This is a genomic window from Aeromonas sp. R7-1, from assembly GCF_040908115.1.
Classification (GTDB): domain Bacteria; phylum Pseudomonadota; class Gammaproteobacteria; order Enterobacterales; family Aeromonadaceae; genus Aeromonas; species Aeromonas caviae.
This window is the reverse complement of sequence record NZ_JBFODD010000054.1, coordinates 57,733-74,250: the sequence shown is the minus strand read 5'-3', so window position 1 is coordinate 74,250 and position 16,518 is coordinate 57,733. Positions and strand designations below refer to the sequence as shown.

Here is a 16,518-nt window from a genome sequence, read left to right as displayed (position 1 = left end):
GGTGAGGGAGGGATTCGAACCCTCGATACGTTGCCGTATACACACTTTCCAGGCGTGCTCCTTCAGCCACTCGGACACCTCACCAAATTTTTACTTCTTTGAAGTGGCTTTCGGATCACGCTGCGCGTGCATCTTGCCGACTTCGTCGGTGGGCAGCCACTCGGACACCGCACCCAATTTTGGCCTGTGCTTTTACGTGTTCAGCCAACACGAATTCGCTGCGCCGTTGCGCTGGAACGGGGCGTAATGTAAGGGATAGGCGCGAGGCGGTCAATGCAATTTTTTATCTTTTGCCACTGTTTGCTCAATAAGCGAACCAAGTGACTAAAAATATGCCATTTCCTATCCCTTTCCATCAATTTTCAACCGCTTCGTGCAAATGTTCTCCTCGAATTGCCTCTTCCAGCGAACCGTAGAACTCCAGCTCTCCCGGCACCGGACGCACCTTGGCCCGCGCCAGGGTCTTGAGGGGCTGGAATTGCAATTCAGCCACCTTGAGACGGACCCCCGCCTTGGCCATGCGTTTTGCGAACTGCTGGAAGGCGGTGAGACCGCCAGCATCCAGGATGGAGACCGCCTCCATTTGCAGGATCAACTCCTTGTGGTCCTTCACCTGGGCAAGCAATTCGTCAAAGACCCGCTCGGCGGCGGCAAAGAACAACGGTCCGTTGATCTTGTAGACAAGGGTCGAGGGGGACACCTCGCTGGCATAGCGCTTGTGATCCGCCAGGTTGTGCAGCCTGGTCATCTTGGCTATCTCGCGCATGAACAGCAAAGAGGCCAGGATCACCCCGAAGGTGATGGCGATGACCATGTCGAAGATGACGGTCAGCGACAGGCAGACCAGCAGCACCAGTACATCGGATTTGGGCGCCCGGCGCACCAGATCCACCACCTTGTGGGCCTCGCTCATGTTCCAGGCCACCAGCAGCAACAGGGCGGCCATGGCAGAGAGCGGCAACCAGGAGAGCCAGGGAGCCAGCACCAGGATGGCAGCCAGCACCACCAGCGCATGGACAATACCGGAAATGGGCGAGGTGGCACCGGCCCGCACGTTGGCGGCGGAGCGCGCGATGGCGGCCGTCGCCGTGATGCCACCGAAGAAGGGGGCCAGGATGTTGCCAAGGCCCTGCCCCACCAGCTCGCCGTTGGAGCTGTGCTTGCGACCCGTCATACCATCGAGCACCACGGCGCAGAGCAGGGATTCGATGGCTCCCAGCATGGCCATGGAGAAGGCGGCGGGCAGCAGCCGCTCGATGGCGGCGAGGTTCCACTCCACCGGTGCCCCGTCCGGCCCCGGCAGCGCCCAGGGCATCACCAGCGTCGGCGCGATGGGGGGAATACCCATGCCCTGACTGCCGTCGGCCAAGGTATAGCTGAACTTGCTGCCGATGGTGGCGACGTCCACCCCGAACTGGTGCAGACCAAACCCGAGCCCCACCCCCACCAGCACGGCGGGCAGATGGCCGGGTACCGGCAGGCGCAATCTCGGCCAGAGCAGCAGCACCGCCAGGGTCGCCACCCCGACGAGGGTGTCCCCCCACTGCCAGCTTGGCAGGGCATGGGCCAGCGCCTGTACCTTGCCCAGATAGGTTTCCGGCATATCCAGGACCTGCAGGCCGAAGAAATCCTTGATCTGCAGGGTGGCGATGACGATGGCGATACCACCGGTGAACCCCAGGGTCACCGAGGGGGGAATGTACTCGATGAGGCGCCCGAGACGTGCCATGCCCATGGCCACCAGGAAACAGCCCGAGATGAGGGTGGCCATCAACAGGCCGCCCACGCCAAATTGCTGGGCCACCGGGTAGAGGATCACCACGAAGGCGGCAGTGGGGCCCGAAATGGAGAAGCGGGATCCCCCGGTCACGGCGATGACGATGCCGGCGATGATGGCGGTATAAAGCCCGTGCTGGGGCGGCACCCCACTGGCGATGGCCAGCGCCATGGCGAGGGGAATGGCGATGATGCCGACCGTGATGCCGGCGATGAGGTCGCGGCCAAAGCGCGCCACGCTGTAGGGTTCGTCAATGCAGGATTGGCGCAATGCGATGGCCAGCTTCACGCCTTGTAAGGAAGCTTGATTGTGCATGTCTAGGGTAATACCAGAAGAGGGAGACAAAGGCCGGGGTGAACCGGCACCCGATCATCATCAAGGGCCGGCAGAGCTGTCGACGCGGCGATGGTATCGAAGGCAACCATACCCGACCCGGCCAGATAATTCGATGGGCAGGATCAAGAAATGGCCATTACCCCGCATTATTGTCATCGATAGCTCGCATATCGCCGATTTTCCCTGCCATTCCTTTAATAGATCCCTGGTCATCGCGAACCGGCACCTCCCTCGCATCCCCCACACCTCAGAGGCAAGCCCATCGACAGGGGCGACATCGCCGATTTTCATCGGTTCCCGCCATGATCGGCTTATCCATTGCCTCGCCCCCTCCAGGCCGATGGCACCTTCATCGCCAGCCCGACCGTGGCCGCAGGCAGGGCATCTCAAGCTGCTGATTGTGCTGAAAATAGTCCACAGCGCCCAAGTTTTGGGCAAACGGGCCGAAAAGCCCTTTTTCCGTGGAGTGGCGGGTTGACACCCGTCCGGGGGATCATTAATATCCGCTGCGTCTCGACGAGACAGGCAATTCCTCCTTAGTTCAGTCGGTAGAACGGCGGACTGTTAATCCGTATGTCACTGGTTCAAGTCCAGTAGGAGGAGCCAATTCCCTCGTAGTTCAGTCGGTAGAACGGCGGACTGTTAATCCGTATGTCACAGGTTCAAGTCCTGTCGAGGGAGCCATATTCCATGCCTCAAAGGCCCGATCGCAAGATCGGGCCTTTTTGTTTTGCCTGTCTCTGGCATCCAATGCCACCACATTGGCGCCTTTTGCATGTCAATGCTCTCGCCCTGCCCCCTATACTGGTCCTCATTCCGCTAGCACTGACTTCACCTCGCACGGCAAAGGCGCACGCATGGCACACAAATCTCACTTTTCCCTGGACGTCGGATGGCAGCTACTGCTCAAAGACCTTGGCCTGCCATCCAGGCATGTCTTGCGCAGGGCACTGCTGCCGGAAGACACGTTGTCGCGCGAGAATCATGGGTTGACCACCGATGAGTATTTCCGTTTCTGGCGGGCGCTGGAGCAGGAAGCCAATGACGTCCTGTTTCCCTTGCGGCTCATCGAGACCGTTTCCAGCGAAGTCTTCAGTCCCCCCTTGTTTGCCGCCCTGTGCAGCCCGGATCTGATGCGGGCTGTCCAGCGGCTGGCCAAATACAAGGCGCTCGTTGCCCCCATGAGCCTCGAGATCTCGGTAGGCTCCTGGGGAGAGATGACGCTCTCCCCTCGCTGGCAAGGAGGGCACACCGAGGTCCCGGTCTCCCTGCAGGTGGTGGAACTCGCCTTCTTTGTCCGACTGGCACAGATCGCCACACGTGAGGCGATCTGTGCCGTGCGAGTGACACTGCCTGCGCTCCCTGCTGGAAAGGCACTGCAGCGCTACGAGCGCTTCTTCGGCACCGCCATCACACTTGGAACCCATGCCAGCATTACGTTTTCTGCCGTGGACGTGCTGCGCCCCTTTCTCACGAGCAACGAGGGGATGTGGCGAGCCTTCGAGCCCGAGCTGCGTCGCCAGTTGTGCGAAATGGACTCTGCCGCCACCACGGCGGAGCGGGTGCATGCCGTTCTGCTCGAGCTCTTGCCAAGCAACTCGGCCACCATTGAGGTGGCGGCAAGTCGCCTGGGCATGAGCAAGAGAACCCTGCAACGCCGGCTGGAAGAGGAAGGGGAAAACTTTCGAGCCCTGGTCAGCGAGACGCGAAGAAGGCTCGCCTGCCACTACCTTGAGCACACCACCCTGTCTGGAGGGGAGATAGCCTTTCTGCTTGGCTTCGAAGATCCCAACTCCTTCTACCGCGCATTCCAGGATTGGACCGGGCGGACGCTGGAAAGCACTCGCCAGTCATATCGATTCAACTGAGGTCAGCCTCATGACCACCCATATCAATCCCGTCGCGTGCTGCTCGCCGGGGCCACCTTCGCCGTCGCTGGCAGCCGGGAGGCATTTAGCGCCGTCGACTTCACGGCCAATCTGGCCGCCGCCAGGGCCGCGGTCAAGGACGGTGATCGCCGCACAGGCTGACTCGAAAGCAATAGGGATGGCGCAGTTCGATGGCGTCATGGCGCCGTTTGCCAGAACCATGGCATCACGAGTCGGATAAGGTATCGACACCGCAGGCAAGCCGCTTCTGGACACGCATGCGATTCATTTTGCTCGAGGATCTTCCATATGAACTCAAACGTTGTGCTCGTCACCGGCGCCTCCTCCGGTATCGGAGCGGCCACCGCCATGAAATTGAAGGCACTCGGGTTCACCGTGTATGGCGCGGCGCATCGAACGCATGCAATCCCTGACCGACGCGGGGATCCGCGTCATCGCCATGGATGTGACCCAGGATGCGTCTATGCAGGCAGGAGTGGAGAGGATCATCGCCGAAGCCGGCCAGATCGACGTACTGGTCAACAATGCCGGGTATGGCTCCTACGGCTCGGTTGAAGACGTCTCCCTCGAGGAGGGCCGTGCCCAGTTCGACGTCAATGTGTTTGGCGCCGTCCGCCTCATCCAGCTGGTGCTGCCCCATATGCGTGCCCGGCAGACTGGCACCATAGTCAACATCACCTCCATGGGCGGCAAGATCCATACTCCGCTGGGCGCCTGGTACCACGGAACCAAGTTCGCGCTGGAAGCCATCAGCGATTGCCTTCGCATGGAGGTGGAACCCTTCGGCATCAAGGTGGTGGTGGTAGAGCCGGGTGGCATCAAGACCGAGTGGGCCGACATTGCCGCGCAGAAACTGCGCGAGGTCTCCGGCGACGGGCCATATGGCCACCAGGCCCTCCCCATGGCGGAGTCCATGATTGGACGCGCCAGCCGCGAGCGCCAGTCCCCGCCGGAACTTATCGCGGATACCATCGCCAAGGCGGTTCAGGCCCGCCGCCCCAAGACCCGCTATGCCGTTGGTTTTGGGGCCAGACCGATGATCTTCCTGCGCCGTTTGTTGCCGGATCGCGCATTCGATCGCTTCATGCGCCTTGCCACAGGGATCCCGCACCAGCGCGGCTGACACCTGTCGACCACACATCCGCCCCCATGCCTGACGGTTGCACGGGCGAGAGATGGGCAACAAAAGGCCCGGCCGTCAGGCCGGGCCTTTTCCTCCCCTTGCCCCCTGATGGGGCAAGGGAGGCCCCTCTGCCAGCGCGCCCTTCCCCTGAGCCCCCGGGTCCGTTGCCACAAAATGGCGCAGCGCTGCCCGCCACGGGGTACCAGTCTGGTGCAAGGTGCCAACGCCCCTGATGACAGATATGTCATCCATATGATTTTCCTGCAAAAAATTACTGACACCCTCCTCGATAGCGACTCATTTGACTGGCACATCCCTTGCAAATCCAGATCCCAGGGACATCACAAGGAGAGGTGCCTATGCTACCCATCAAGCCACCCGGACCCGGTTGCTACGACGAGATGCTGCTCGCCGACAGCCAGTTTCGCGATCACTACCACGCCTACCTGTCGTGGCTGCACCAGACCGACGAGAAGAGCATAGAACGCAAGCGCGAGGAGGCCGACCTGCTGTTTCGCCGGGTCGGCATCACCTTCAACGTCTACGGGGATGGGGACGGCGCCGAGCGCCTCATCCCGTTTGACAGCATTCCCCGCATCATTCCCGCCCGGGAGTGGCAACACCTGGATCTGGGGATCCGCCAGCGGGTCACCGCCCTCAACGCCTTTCTGCACGACATCTATCACGATCAGCGCATCCTGAAGGCGGGGGTGATCCCGGCTGCCCAGATCCTCACCAATGCCCAGTACCAGCCCTGCATGCAGGGGGTCGACCTGCACCGGGACACCTATGTCCACATCACCGGGGTCGACATCATCCGCAACCACGACGGTGAGTACTATGTGCTGGAGGACAACCTGCGCACTCCCTCCGGGGTCTCCTACATGCTGGAGAACCGCAAGATGATGATGCGCCTCTTCCCGGAGCTGTTTCACAACCAGCCCATCGCCCCGGTGGAGCGCTACCCGGCCCTGTTGCTGCAGACCCTGCGCGAGAGCAGCCCGGTGGACAACCCCTGCGTGGTGGTGATGACCCCGGGACGCTTCAACAGCGCCTACTTCGAGCACAGCTTCCTCGCCCAGCAGATGGGGGTGGAGCTGGTGGAGAGCGCGGATCTGGTGGTCAAGGATGGTCAGGTGCTGATGCGCACCACCACGGGGCTGAAAAGAGTGGATGTCATCTATCGCCGCATCGACGACGACTTCCTCGATCCCCTCGCCTTCAACCCGGACTCCCTCATCGGCGTGCCCGGGCTGCTCTCGGTCTACCGCGCCGGCGGCGTGGTGCTGGCCAATGCCATCGGCACCGGGGTGGCGGATGACAAGTCCATCTACCCCTATGTGCCGGAGATGATTCGCTTCTATCTGGGGGAAGATCCCATTCTCAACAACGTGCCCACCTGGCAGTGCCGCGAGCCGGCTGCCCTCTCCCACGTGCTGGCCAATCTGGAGGAGCTGGTGGTCAAGGAGGTCCATGGCGCCGGCGGCTACGGCATGCTTATCGGCCCCTGCGCCAGTCGCGAGGAGCTGGCCCGTTTTCGCGAGCTGCTCAAGGCGCGGCCGGACAACTACATCGCCCAGCCGACCCTCTCCCTCTCCACCTGCCCGACCTTCGTCGACGCCGGCATCGCCCCTCGCCACATCGATCTGCGCCCCTTCGTTCTCACGGGGCAGGAGCTGCGCCTGGTACCGGGCGGCCTGACCCGGGTCGCCCTCACCGAAGGCTCCCTGGTGGTCAACTCCTCCCAGGGTGGTGGCACCAAGGACACCTGGGTCATGGAGGGCAGCCCATGCTGAGCCGCACCGCAAGCGAACTTTACTGGATGTCCCGCCACCTGGAGCGGGCGGAGAACACGGCGCGCATGCTGGACGTCACCCAGACCATGTCGCTGATGCCCTCCATCGACGCCGATCACAGCGAGCTGGTGGCGCCTCTCACCATCAGCGGCACTCACGAGCCCTTCCTGGCCCGCTACGGCCAGGTGAACATGGAGAACCTGCTGCAATTTTTCTGCTTCGACGAGGAGAACCCGAGCAGCATCTTCAGCTGTCTGCGCATGGCCAGGGACAACGCCCACGCCGTGCGGGGCAAGATCCCCGGTGAGGTGTGGGAGAGCATCAACGCCGCCTGGATAGAGATCCGCCGGCGCCGCCAGGCGGGGCTGTCCAGCGGCCAGGCCCAGGAGTTCTTCGACTGGATCAAGGAGCGCTCCCACCAGTTTCGCGGCGCCACCTATGGCACCATCATGCGCGGTGACGTGCTCTGGTTCCTGCGCCTTGGCACCTTCATCGAACGGGCCGACAACACGGCGCGCATCCTGACCGTGAAGTATCAGGTGATCCGGGAGGACGAGGACAGCGTGCGCGAGTTCTACCGCTGGAACGCCCTGTTGCGGTCAGTGGGCGCTTACGAGGCCCACCAGACCCTCTACAAGACGCTCTCCCACGCCTCCATCGCCGAGCTGCTGATCCTGCGCAATGACGTGCCGCGCTCCCTGCGGGCCTGTCTCGACGAGATGGAGCTGATCCTGGCCCAGATCGAGGGCAACGCCGGTCAGACGCCCCGGCGCCTGACCACCATACTCAACGCCCATCTGACCTATGGCGCCATCGACGATGTCTTTGCCCTCGGCATGCAGGAGTACCTGAGTGATTTTCTCAGCGACATCGGCGCCATCGGCCAGAGCATCCACGCCGCCTACCTGGAGGTATTATGAGACTCATCATCGATCACCAGACCCGCTACCACTATGCCGACGTGGTGCGCCGCAGTACCCAGTACCTGCGCCTGACCCCCCACAGCACGGCCCGCCAGCAGATCCTCTCCTGGGAGCTGGAGCTGCCGGGGGAGGCCACCTGCACCACGGACGGTTACGGCAACATACTGCATGTGCTAAGCCTGGAGTCCCCCCACGAGGGGATCCTGATCCGCGCCCACGGGGAAGTGGAGATCTGCGACGACGCCCCGGAAGATGAGGAGTCCTCCCTCATCTCTCCCCTGAGCTACCTGAGGCCCACCCCCCTCACCCGCCCGACCCCGGCCCTGCAGGATCTCGCGAAGGCCTGCCTGCCAGAGGCGCCGACCCTGGCCGACTTGCAGAGCCTGATGGCACGCATCCTGGTGCTGATGCCCTATCAGCCCGGCAGCACGGATGCCACCTTCAGCGCAGACGAGGCACTTGCTTCGGGCAGCGGCGTCTGTCAGGACCACACCCATGTCTTCCTGACCTGCTGCCGCCACGCCGGCCTGCCGGCCCGGTACGTGAGCGGTTACCTCTACAGCCAGGACAACAGCCACGTGGCGATGCACGCCTGGGCCGAGGTGTGGATCGAGGAGCGCTGGCACACGTTCGACGTCACCAACCTCACCAGCTCCACCAGCGAGCACCTCAAGCTCGCGGTCGGCATGGATTATCTGGATGCCTGTCCGGTGCGCGGCGTGCGCTATGGCGGCGGGTGCGAACAGTTGCAGAGCCAGGCGCAGGTGACCCGCCTGGATGGACAGCAGCAATGAAGACCGGGAGAGTCCTGGCGGGAGTGCGGTCATGACCTATTGCGTCGCCATGTGCCTGCAAGACGGCATGGTGTTTGCGTCCGACTCGCGCACCAATGCGGGGGTGGATCACATCGCCACCTTTCGCAAATTGCACCTCTTCACCCGGGAGGACAGGGTGATAGTGCTGCAAAGCGCGGGCAATCTGGCCACCACCCAGAGCGTCATCAGCCTGCTGACGGAGGGGCAGGAACTGCTTGCCCTCCCCAGCCTCTACGAGGCTGCCGCCCTCATCGGCCAGACCATACGCACCGTCATCAGCCGGGATGGGGGTCAGCAGCAGGGCCATATCAACTTCGGCTGCAACATCCTGCTGGGGGGGCAGATCCGGGGGGAGCGCCACCGCCTGTTCCACATCTACCCGGAGGGCAACTTCATCGAGGCGAGCGCCGACACCCCCTACTTCCAGATTGGTGAGAGCAAGTACGGCAAACCCATCATCGATCGCATCATCCACCATGAGACGCCGCTTCAGACCGCATTGCAGTGCGCCCTCATCTCCATCGACTCGACCCTGCGCAGCAATCTGTCGGTGGGCTTGCCCCTGGATGCCCTGGTCTATCACGAGGGCAGCTTCTCGGCGACGAACCAGCACCGCATCACCGAACAGAACCCCCATTTCGTGGCGCTGCGAAAGGCCTGGGGCGAGGGGTTGCAGCAGTTGTTCCAGGGCCTGCCCACTTTCCCCCTCTAGGCCGGGCGGGAGGCGCCAAGGCGCTTTCCCGCTCCTTTCTTTCCGGATATTCTGGCTGCCTTCCTTTTCGATGGAGTTTCCCATGCGCCGCTTCAACGTCATGCTCAACGGCAGCCGGTTGATGATGTTCCCCTTCTATGTCTGCATCCTTATCTGTGTCGCCCTCCTGATGGTGAAGTTCGCCATGCAGCTCTATGTGCTGTGCCGCGACATCATCGACATCCACTATCTGGATCTCATCACGGGGGTACTCACCCTGGTGGACTTCGTGCTGGTGGCCCAGATGCTGATCCTGGTGGCTATCTGCGGCTACGTGCAGTTCATCAAGACCCCGGAGCAGCGAGCGGCCCTCGGCGACAACTGGCTCAGCAAGATCAACTTCGCGTCCCTCAAGCTCATCGTCATCAACTCTCTGGTGACCATCGCCGGCATCGAGGTGCTCAAAGCCTTCCTCGACGACGGCACCGGCAACGAGATCGAGATGAAGTGGTCGGTCATCGTCTTCCTCGCCTTCTCCACCGCGGCACTTATCTATGCGGTGACCGAGCGGCTGGCGGAGCACAAATAGGACCCGATGCCATTCAGGGTCTATTCATCAAGAGCCGAATTGATAACTCTTTTCATTACCCTTACTGCATTGTAAACTTGCTCGCCCCGGGCTGAACCGCCCGGGAGCTGGAGCACCCATGACGAGTCTTTCCCTCTCACCACGACAATGCTGGCAGTGGCTGGCCTATCACCATCAGGCGGCCGAGGGTGCCCTTTATCTGATGTTTTTCTCCGGTCTGCTGCTGTGGGAACCCCTGACACCGACCTGGTCCCTGGCGCGCTGGAACCTGTTTTTGCACGTCGCCCTCTCGCTCACCCTGTTCCCCTTGCTGTTTGGCGCCTTCTGGCTCTCCCATCGCAGCCTGCTGCGCAAGAGCCGCAAGCCTTTTCTGCGCACCACGGGGCGCATCATCGAAGCCTTGCTGCTGGTCTGTCTGGCAAGCGGAGTGGTGCTGGTGCTGCACGGCACCCCGGGGGACAGCCTCGGCAACCTTGCCAGCTGGGCCCACTGGCTGAGCGCCCTCGCGTTGACGCCCCTGGTGCTGCGCCACGCCTGGCGCTGGACCATCCTGACATGGCGCACCTGATCTTATGTTGAAGTTGTTGTTATCCCTGATGTTGGCCGCCCTGCTGCTGGGGACCGCCTCGGCCCGGGAGACGGGCGCCGCCATGATTGCCTATGACGAGGGGAGCGCCCCGCGCCTCGTCACCGCCAACCAGAGTGCCGGCTCCGTCACCCTGCTCAAGCGGGGCACTGGCAAGCGCCTCAACGAGGTGCAGCTGGGGGGCGACCTGCGCCAGCTGGCCCGCGCCGATGACGGCACCCTGCTGGTCACCGATTACAGCGGCGATCGCCTGCTGCTCTTGGATGATGATCTCGAGCAGGAAAAGGCGATCCCCACCGGCCATAGACCTTACGGCGTTATCTTCGATCCCAAGCGGCGCTGGTTCTGGGTCACGCTGTTCGAGGGAGGGCGCCTTCAGGCTTATGACAGCACGGGCAACCTCCAGCTGGATGCAAAAACCGCCGAGACTCCCCGCGGGCTGGCACTGACCGACGACGATCGCCTGCTGCTCACCCACGCCATGACAGGCCAGCTCGCCATCTATGATCTTGCCAAGCTTGAGAAGGGCACTAAGGGGGCTACTCTGCCCAAGCCCAAGCTCATCACCCTGGCGGAAACCCACAGCGATACCCCGAGCGACTCCCAGGGCTTGCCGCGCCTGCTGGACGGCATCGCCCTCTCCCCCGATGGCAGCGAAGCCTGGCTGCCCCACGTGCTCTGGAGTTTCGACCACCCCTTCCAGTTTCAGAGCACCGTCTTCCCGGCGGTTTCCATCATCGATCTCGATGAAGAGAAGGAGCGGGTCGATGAAAGAAAACAGCTCTTCTTGCAGATCAACCTGCCCAGCGTCGGCAACCGCAGCCAGATCGTCTCCAACCCGTTCACGGCGCGCTTCGCCGCCGATGGCAAGCGGGTCTATCTGACCCTGGCGGGTTCCGAAGACTTGCTGGTGTTCGACCTGTCGCGCAGCGGCAAGCAGAACAGCAACCGCCACCGCCGCAAGAAGTTTCAGGGGGGCGCCAAGGCGACCCAGCTATTGCGTCACCTGCCGGGCCAGAATCCGCGCGATCTGCTGATCGATGGCGACCACATCCTGGTCCACAACGTCGTGGGGCAGGATCTCACCCGTCTCAATAGCGGCGGCAGCGGCCCGTTTGCCCGGGTCACCGTGGATGTGCCCCACTTCGCCAAACTGGTAGAGACGGATCCCCGCCCCGAAGCGCTTCAGCGCGGCGAGCGGTTGTTCAACCTGGGTAATACCGCCGCCAACAGCCGCTTCCCCATGGCGGGGGACAACTGGATGAGCTGCAACTCCTGCCATCTGGACGGGTTCAACTTCACCAACCGCTATCTGATGGCGGCCCATCGCCAGCAGAGCGGCGACAACGCCATCAACGGCCACGCCAACCTCGCCAACATGGTGGCGGGGGACTTTATCGGCGAATACCTGCGCATGACCCAGCAGACCCAGGGCGGCATGGGCCATGACACCCGCGATGGGGCCGAGCCGGTCGACCCCGCGAGGCCCCATCCCGAGGTGAAAGCGATGATGGAAGATCTGCACGCCTTCGTCACCGCCGATGGCAACCTCCCCTATCTGGCCAACTGGCTGCGGCTCGATGCCCCGCGCAGGGATCCTGCCAAGGCGCCGACCACCCACCCGAAAGAGTGGCTCAACTCCGCCTCCTGCCAGAACTGCCACCAACAGGCGTTCAAGGACTGGAGCGAGAGCAACCACCGGCTGATGGGCAACTCTCACCCCTACTACAAGGTGGTGCAGGCACTGGCACGCGAAACCGAAGGGGAGGCCTTCGGCCAGTGGTGCCAGGGCTGCCACATGCCTCAGCAGGTGCTGAACGGCCAGCTCGATCTGCCCAAGGGTTCGAATATGTTCGAGCAGGGCGGCGCTTCGCTCATTGCCGCACACAAAGCAGACGAGCCCGTGGTAGAGGAAGGCACCGGCTGCGTGCTCTGCCATCGCATCACCAAGCTCGAGGATGCAGGCGGCAACAGCGCCTTTACGGTCAATTTGAAAGACCGCGAGAGCTATGTGTTCGAGGATGCCCCGGGGGGCAGCCTCCAGCACTGGCTGGCGGAGCGGCAGATCAACGCCCGCCCCGCCATGCACAAGGCCTCCTACCAGAAGGATTTCTACCGCGACGCGGCCCTGTGCAAATCCTGTCACAACGAGTTTGCCCCCGGTACCGGCGCCAACATCGTCAACACCTGGGATGAGTGGGAAAAATCCAGCTTCGCCAAGGCGGAGGATCCCGCCAAGCGGCGCACCTGCATCGACTGCCACATGAATCCTACACCTGGCAACGGCGGCGCGCCGGTGGCGGGCCAGTCCACCGAAAACGGCACCGTGAAAGAGCGGCTCTATCGCCACAACTTTACCGGCGCCCAGCATCAGCTGGTGGGGCTGAGAAATGCAACCCTCGAGCAGGAGAGCCTGGCGCTCTTGCGCTCCAGCGCCACCCTCTCGGCCCGCATTGAAAACCAGAGTGGCCAACCCGCGCTGGTGGTGAGAGTCGCCAACACCGGCGCCGGCCACGCCCTGCCCACCGGGGTCGCCGATTTCCGTGAACTCTGGCTGGAGCTGACCGTTACCGACGCCAGCGGCAAGTTGGTGCTTGAAAGCGGCCAGCCGGTGAACGGCGCCGTCCCTGAGGATGCGCGGCTATTTAGAAAAGTGTTCGGCGATGCCGAGGGCAAGCCGGTGGGGCTCAAGTTCTGGCGCTACGCCAAGCTCCTTGAAGACACCCGCATCCCGGCCGATGGCTGGCGCGATGAAGCCTGGCCGCTACCCGCAGATGCCCGGGGGCCCTTCAAGGCCGATATCAGACTCAATTTCCGCACCTACCCCAAGTGGGTCAATGATGCGGTGCGCGCCGCCGAGCCGAGCTTGCCGGAGCCACCCATAGTGCTACTCAATCGGCTGCAACTGACCCTGCAGCCCCTCCCCCTCACGCCCGATACGGAGCCTCAATCCTGATGTTCGCAAGTTTTCTCATTACCCTGCGCGAGGGGCTGGAAGCCTTCCTGCTGGTCGGCATCTGCCTCTCCTACCTCGCCAAGCTGGGGGCGAGCCGCTACAACAAGTTCATCTATCTGGGGGTGGGCCTCGGTCTCGTCGCCTCCCTTGCCGTCGCCTTCCTGTTCCAGGTGGTGGTGAGCCAGTTCGAGAGCGAGCGCTACAACCATTTGCTGATGGCGGGGATCCTGATGTTCGCCACCCTGGTGCTCACCTATATGGCTATCTGGATGCAAAAACAGGCCAAATCCCAGGTGGGGGCCATGACGGCGCGCATCGATGCCGCCATCGACGGTGGCAACCTGTTTGGTCTGGTGCTGCTCGCCTTCCTGGCGGTGATGCGCGAAGGCTTTGAAACCGTGCTCTTCTTCTCGGCCCTGGTCTACTCCGGGCAAGGGGTGGATCTGCACCAGGGGCTGATGGGCGCGCTGGCGGGGCTGCTGGTCTCTGTGGTGCTGGTGTGGGGGCTGCTGCGCTCCACCCGCAAGGTGGCGCTGGCCCCCTTCTTCCGCTGGACCGGCCTGCTCATCATCATCATCGCCGCAGGCTTGCTCTCGTCCGCCGTCAACATGTTGCAGGCAGCGGACGTCATCACCTTCTGGACCACGCCGGTCTTCAACATCAGCCACATCCTCGACGATCAGGGGGTATTCGGCACCTTCCTGCGCGCCCTGTTTGGCTACAACGCCTCACCGGCCGGCCTGCAATTGCTGACCTGGGCCTGCTACCTCATCATCTTTGTCACCCTCTGGCATCGCAGCTATCGCCCCCAGGGGAGCGCCGCTCCGACCAGGGGCTGAGCCCGGGGATCACACTCTGTTCGGGAGCCGCGCACAGGCGCGCTCCCCCAGCTATCACGCCGTTTCGGAACACTCATGAACGACAACAACAAGAAGCACATTGCGGTGCTGGGCGCCGGCCCCGCCGGTCTGATGGCCGCCTGGCGCCTGCGCCAGGCCGGTTTTGCGGTCACCCTGTTCGAACAGGAGCCGGTCGTGGGCGGCATGTGCGCCACCCAGACCTTCAAGGGGCGCGACGGCGAGTATCGCTTCGACTACGGCGGCCACCGCTTCATCACCAAGAACCCCGAGCTGCTCGCCTTTATAGACGAGCTGATGGGGGACGACCTGCTCCACGCCGAGCGCAAGAGCGTCATCCGCTTTGGCGGGCGCACCTACGACTACCCCCTGAACCTGCCCAATTTGCTCAAGACGGCGCCGCTGGCCCTGATGGCCGGTGCGGTGAAGGATCTGTTGCTGTTGCCCTTTGCCAAGAAGCCCACCGATTTTGCCAAGGCGAGCTTTGCCGAGTGGATCCAGAGCCACTTTGGTCGCACCCTCTACCGCCAGTTCTTCGAGGGCTACACCGGCAAGTTGTGGGGCATCAACCCGGACAAGCTCTCCGCCGACTGGGCTGGCCAGCGCATCAGCCTGATCGATCTCAAAGACGTGGCGCGCCGGCTGCTGCCAAGACGCAACGGCAGCATGTCGGTGCGCACCTATGCCCGCAAATACCGCTATCCCAAATATGGCTTTGGCCAGATTTTCACCACCCTGGGGGAGCGGCTGGTGGCAGAGGGGGTAGAGCTCAAGACCGGCGCCACCATCACTCGCCTCGAGCAGGTTGATGGCCGCATCGAGCGGGTGTATTGGAAACAAGATGACGTGGAACAGAGCGAGCGCTTTGATCAGGTGATCTCCACCCTGCCGCTGCCGCTCACCTGCCAGCATCTGGGCTTGCCGTGCGATCTGCACTACCGGTCGCTTCGCTTCGTCAATATGCCCCTCAAACAGGAGAACCTGTCGGACAACACCTGGCAGTACCTCTCCGACCCCCATATTCTGGCCACCCGCCTGCAGGAGCCCCGCCGGCGCAGCCCCTTTATGGCGCCTCAGGGGCAAACATCCGTGATGCTGGAGATCCCCTGCAATCCGGGGGATGCCACCTGGCAGGCACCGCTCGCTGATCTGCGCGGCCGGGTCACCGCCGATCTCGCCAGCCTCGGCGTCAACACCCAGAAACTTGGCGATGAGACGTTCGAAGCGCGCAGCGAGTACGCCTATCCGCTGATGGATCTGGGCTATCAGGCCCGCCGCAACGAAGCCATCAAGGCGCTGATGCCGATAGGCAACCTCATCATGACCGGCCGTCAGGGGACATTCCGCTACATCTTCACCGACACCGCCATGGAGATGGGGATGATGGCCGCCGACATGGTGATCGACGGGGTGGACAGACGCCACGCCATCTTCAATCATCGCAACGAAAACACCGTGATCGAAACCCAGAGCGTGGCCTGAGTGCCGCGCCATGGGCATAACCTCTTGGCATAAGTAAGGAGAACAGGATGACCATCCGCCCGGGTTTACTTGCCCTCACCCTGCTGCTGACCCTGAGCGGTCAGGCGCAGGCTTACTCCTACGCCGCCGCCGGCAAGGAGCCGCTGATCGATGCCCGCGAGGCGCTGCTGGGTGCCGCCACTGACGGCAAGGATGCCAGCGCCACCTTGAGCGAGATTGCCGAGGAGCTGACCTATCTGGAAGAGCACCACAAGGTCGAGCTGCAAGCACCGCTGGCGGCCGCCATCAAGGCCAAAGACGCTGCGGCTACCGCGGCACTGCTCAACCGGGCCTACAAGGCGGAGATCGAGCGCCGCCTCGAGGGGGCCAGCCAGAACCTTGGCGACTACCAGACCGCCAAGGTGCTGGTGGTCAAGAGCAAGCGCTTCCTCGATTTGATCCTCCCCTCCCTCAATGAAGGGGATCGCAAGGCCGCCGAACAGGCGCTGGCCAAGGTGCTCGATGCCATCGGCAACCCGGGAGTGTTCGGGGTGGGTGCCAAGCCTGCCGATGCCGCAGCCTTTAGCGATGCCGAAAAAGCCCTGATGGCCGTGCTGGCGCCGCTTTGATGGCCTCTCATCGATGACGGCGGCCCCCCTCATCCCCAACCCTTCTCCCGCACGGGGAGAAGGGGGGCGTCGCCACGGCCGATTACGCTT

The 16,518-nt window shown here is 62.9% G+C and carries 13 protein-coding genes and 3 tRNA genes; 14 read left to right on the top strand and 2 right to left on the bottom strand.

From position 1 onward, the window contains the following. Both AB5Y51_RS16025 and dauA read right to left on the bottom strand, forming a co-directional pair. A tRNA-Ser gene (locus tag AB5Y51_RS16025) sits at positions 1-84 on the bottom strand. Between the two features lie 271 nt (positions 85-355). Next, positions 356-2,092, bottom strand: a complete 1,737-nt coding sequence (gene dauA, locus AB5Y51_RS16020; protein WP_274798641.1) for a C4-dicarboxylic acid transporter DauA — start codon at positions 2,090-2,092, stop codon at positions 356-358. A gap of 551 nt (positions 2,093-2,643) precedes the next feature. Here dauA and AB5Y51_RS16015 point away from each other — a divergent pair. From AB5Y51_RS16015 to AB5Y51_RS15950, 14 genes are all read left to right on the top strand, one after another. After that, positions 2,644-2,719, top strand: a tRNA-Asn gene (locus AB5Y51_RS16015). A gap of 2 nt (positions 2,720-2,721) precedes the next feature. Continuing rightward, positions 2,722-2,797: transfer RNA gene (locus AB5Y51_RS16010), tRNA-Asn, on the top strand. Between the two features lie 173 nt (positions 2,798-2,970). Beyond that, the gene (locus AB5Y51_RS16005) at positions 2,971-3,981 is read left to right on the top strand and encodes an AraC family transcriptional regulator (protein WP_167825141.1); all 1,011 of its coding nucleotides are present in this window, start codon (positions 2,971-2,973) and stop codon (positions 3,979-3,981) included. Between the two features lie 400 nt (positions 3,982-4,381). Further along, positions 4,382-5,125, top strand: a complete 744-nt coding sequence (locus AB5Y51_RS16000) for an oxidoreductase (RefSeq protein WP_368178732.1) — start codon at positions 4,382-4,384, stop codon at positions 5,123-5,125. Between the two features lie 359 nt (positions 5,126-5,484). Continuing rightward, positions 5,485-6,921: a circularly permuted type 2 ATP-grasp protein gene (locus AB5Y51_RS15995; protein ID WP_103254833.1), complete on the top strand. Its 1,437-nt coding sequence runs from the start codon at positions 5,485-5,487 to the stop codon at positions 6,919-6,921. Continuing rightward, a complete protein-coding gene (locus AB5Y51_RS15990) occupies positions 6,915-7,841 on the top strand; it encodes an alpha-E domain-containing protein (protein WP_041212880.1) in 927 nt (308 codons plus the stop codon). The genes AB5Y51_RS15995 and AB5Y51_RS15990 overlap by 7 nt, the downstream gene beginning before the upstream one ends. Next, positions 7,838-8,638 carry a transglutaminase family protein gene (locus AB5Y51_RS15985; protein ID WP_103259930.1) on the top strand — a complete coding sequence of 267 codons (801 nt, stop codon included), beginning with the start codon at positions 7,838-7,840 and terminating at the stop codon, positions 8,636-8,638. The genes AB5Y51_RS15990 and AB5Y51_RS15985 overlap by 4 nt, the downstream gene beginning before the upstream one ends. Further along, positions 8,622-9,371: a peptidase gene (locus AB5Y51_RS15980; RefSeq protein WP_223916588.1), complete on the top strand. Its 750-nt coding sequence runs from the start codon at positions 8,622-8,624 to the stop codon at positions 9,369-9,371. Before AB5Y51_RS15985 ends, AB5Y51_RS15980 begins: the two co-directional genes overlap by 17 nt. Positions 9,372-9,453: 82 nt before the next feature. Next, positions 9,454-9,939, top strand: coding sequence for a YqhA family protein (locus AB5Y51_RS15975; protein ID WP_010674393.1), 486 nt, complete (start codon positions 9,454-9,456; stop codon positions 9,937-9,939). Between the two features lie 118 nt (positions 9,940-10,057). Further along, a complete protein-coding gene (locus AB5Y51_RS15970) occupies positions 10,058-10,507 on the top strand; it encodes a hypothetical protein (RefSeq protein WP_346198548.1) in 450 nt (149 codons plus the stop codon). Between the two features lie 4 nt (positions 10,508-10,511). Next, complete coding sequence (locus AB5Y51_RS15965) at positions 10,512-13,481, top strand: YncE family protein (protein ID WP_368178731.1); 2,970 nt, start codon at positions 10,512-10,514, stop codon at positions 13,479-13,481. Continuing rightward, entirely contained in the window at positions 13,481-14,320 is an 840-nt protein-coding gene (locus AB5Y51_RS15960; RefSeq protein ID WP_368178730.1) for an FTR1 family protein, read from the top strand. Before AB5Y51_RS15965 ends, AB5Y51_RS15960 begins: the two co-directional genes overlap by 1 nt. 75 nt (positions 14,321-14,395) lie before the next feature. Then, positions 14,396-15,820 carry an NAD(P)/FAD-dependent oxidoreductase gene (locus tag AB5Y51_RS15955; protein ID WP_368178729.1) on the top strand — a complete coding sequence of 475 codons (1,425 nt, stop codon included), beginning with the start codon at positions 14,396-14,398 and terminating at the stop codon, positions 15,818-15,820. Between the two features lie 47 nt (positions 15,821-15,867). Beyond that, on the top strand, positions 15,868-16,428 hold the full coding sequence (locus tag AB5Y51_RS15950) for a hypothetical protein (RefSeq protein WP_368178728.1): 561 nt from the start codon (positions 15,868-15,870) through the stop codon (positions 16,426-16,428). Positions 16,429-16,518 lie beyond the last annotated feature (90 nt).

Coding starts and splice junctions, on each gene's coding strand:
- dauA (WP_274798641.1), bottom strand. CDS start 2,092: ATGCACAATCAAGCTTCCTTACAAGGCGTGAAGCTGGCCATCGCATTG.
- AB5Y51_RS16005 (WP_167825141.1), top strand. CDS start 2,971: ATGGCACACAAATCTCACTTTTCCCTGGACGTCGGATGGCAGCTACTG.
- AB5Y51_RS16000 (WP_368178732.1), top strand. CDS start 4,382: ATGGCGCGGCGCATCGAACGCATGCAATCCCTGACCGACGCGGGGATC.
- AB5Y51_RS15995 (WP_103254833.1), top strand. CDS start 5,485: ATGCTACCCATCAAGCCACCCGGACCCGGTTGCTACGACGAGATGCTG.
- AB5Y51_RS15990 (WP_041212880.1), top strand. CDS start 6,915: ATGCTGAGCCGCACCGCAAGCGAACTTTACTGGATGTCCCGCCACCTG.
- AB5Y51_RS15985 (WP_103259930.1), top strand. CDS start 7,838: ATGAGACTCATCATCGATCACCAGACCCGCTACCACTATGCCGACGTG.
- AB5Y51_RS15980 (WP_223916588.1), top strand. CDS start 8,622: ATGGACAGCAGCAATGAAGACCGGGAGAGTCCTGGCGGGAGTGCGGTC.
- AB5Y51_RS15975 (WP_010674393.1), top strand. CDS start 9,454: ATGCGCCGCTTCAACGTCATGCTCAACGGCAGCCGGTTGATGATGTTC.
- AB5Y51_RS15970 (WP_346198548.1), top strand. CDS start 10,058: ATGACGAGTCTTTCCCTCTCACCACGACAATGCTGGCAGTGGCTGGCC.
- AB5Y51_RS15965 (WP_368178731.1), top strand. CDS start 10,512: ATGTTGAAGTTGTTGTTATCCCTGATGTTGGCCGCCCTGCTGCTGGGG.
- AB5Y51_RS15960 (WP_368178730.1), top strand. CDS start 13,481: ATGTTCGCAAGTTTTCTCATTACCCTGCGCGAGGGGCTGGAAGCCTTC.
- AB5Y51_RS15955 (WP_368178729.1), top strand. CDS start 14,396: ATGAACGACAACAACAAGAAGCACATTGCGGTGCTGGGCGCCGGCCCC.
- AB5Y51_RS15950 (WP_368178728.1), top strand. CDS start 15,868: ATGACCATCCGCCCGGGTTTACTTGCCCTCACCCTGCTGCTGACCCTG.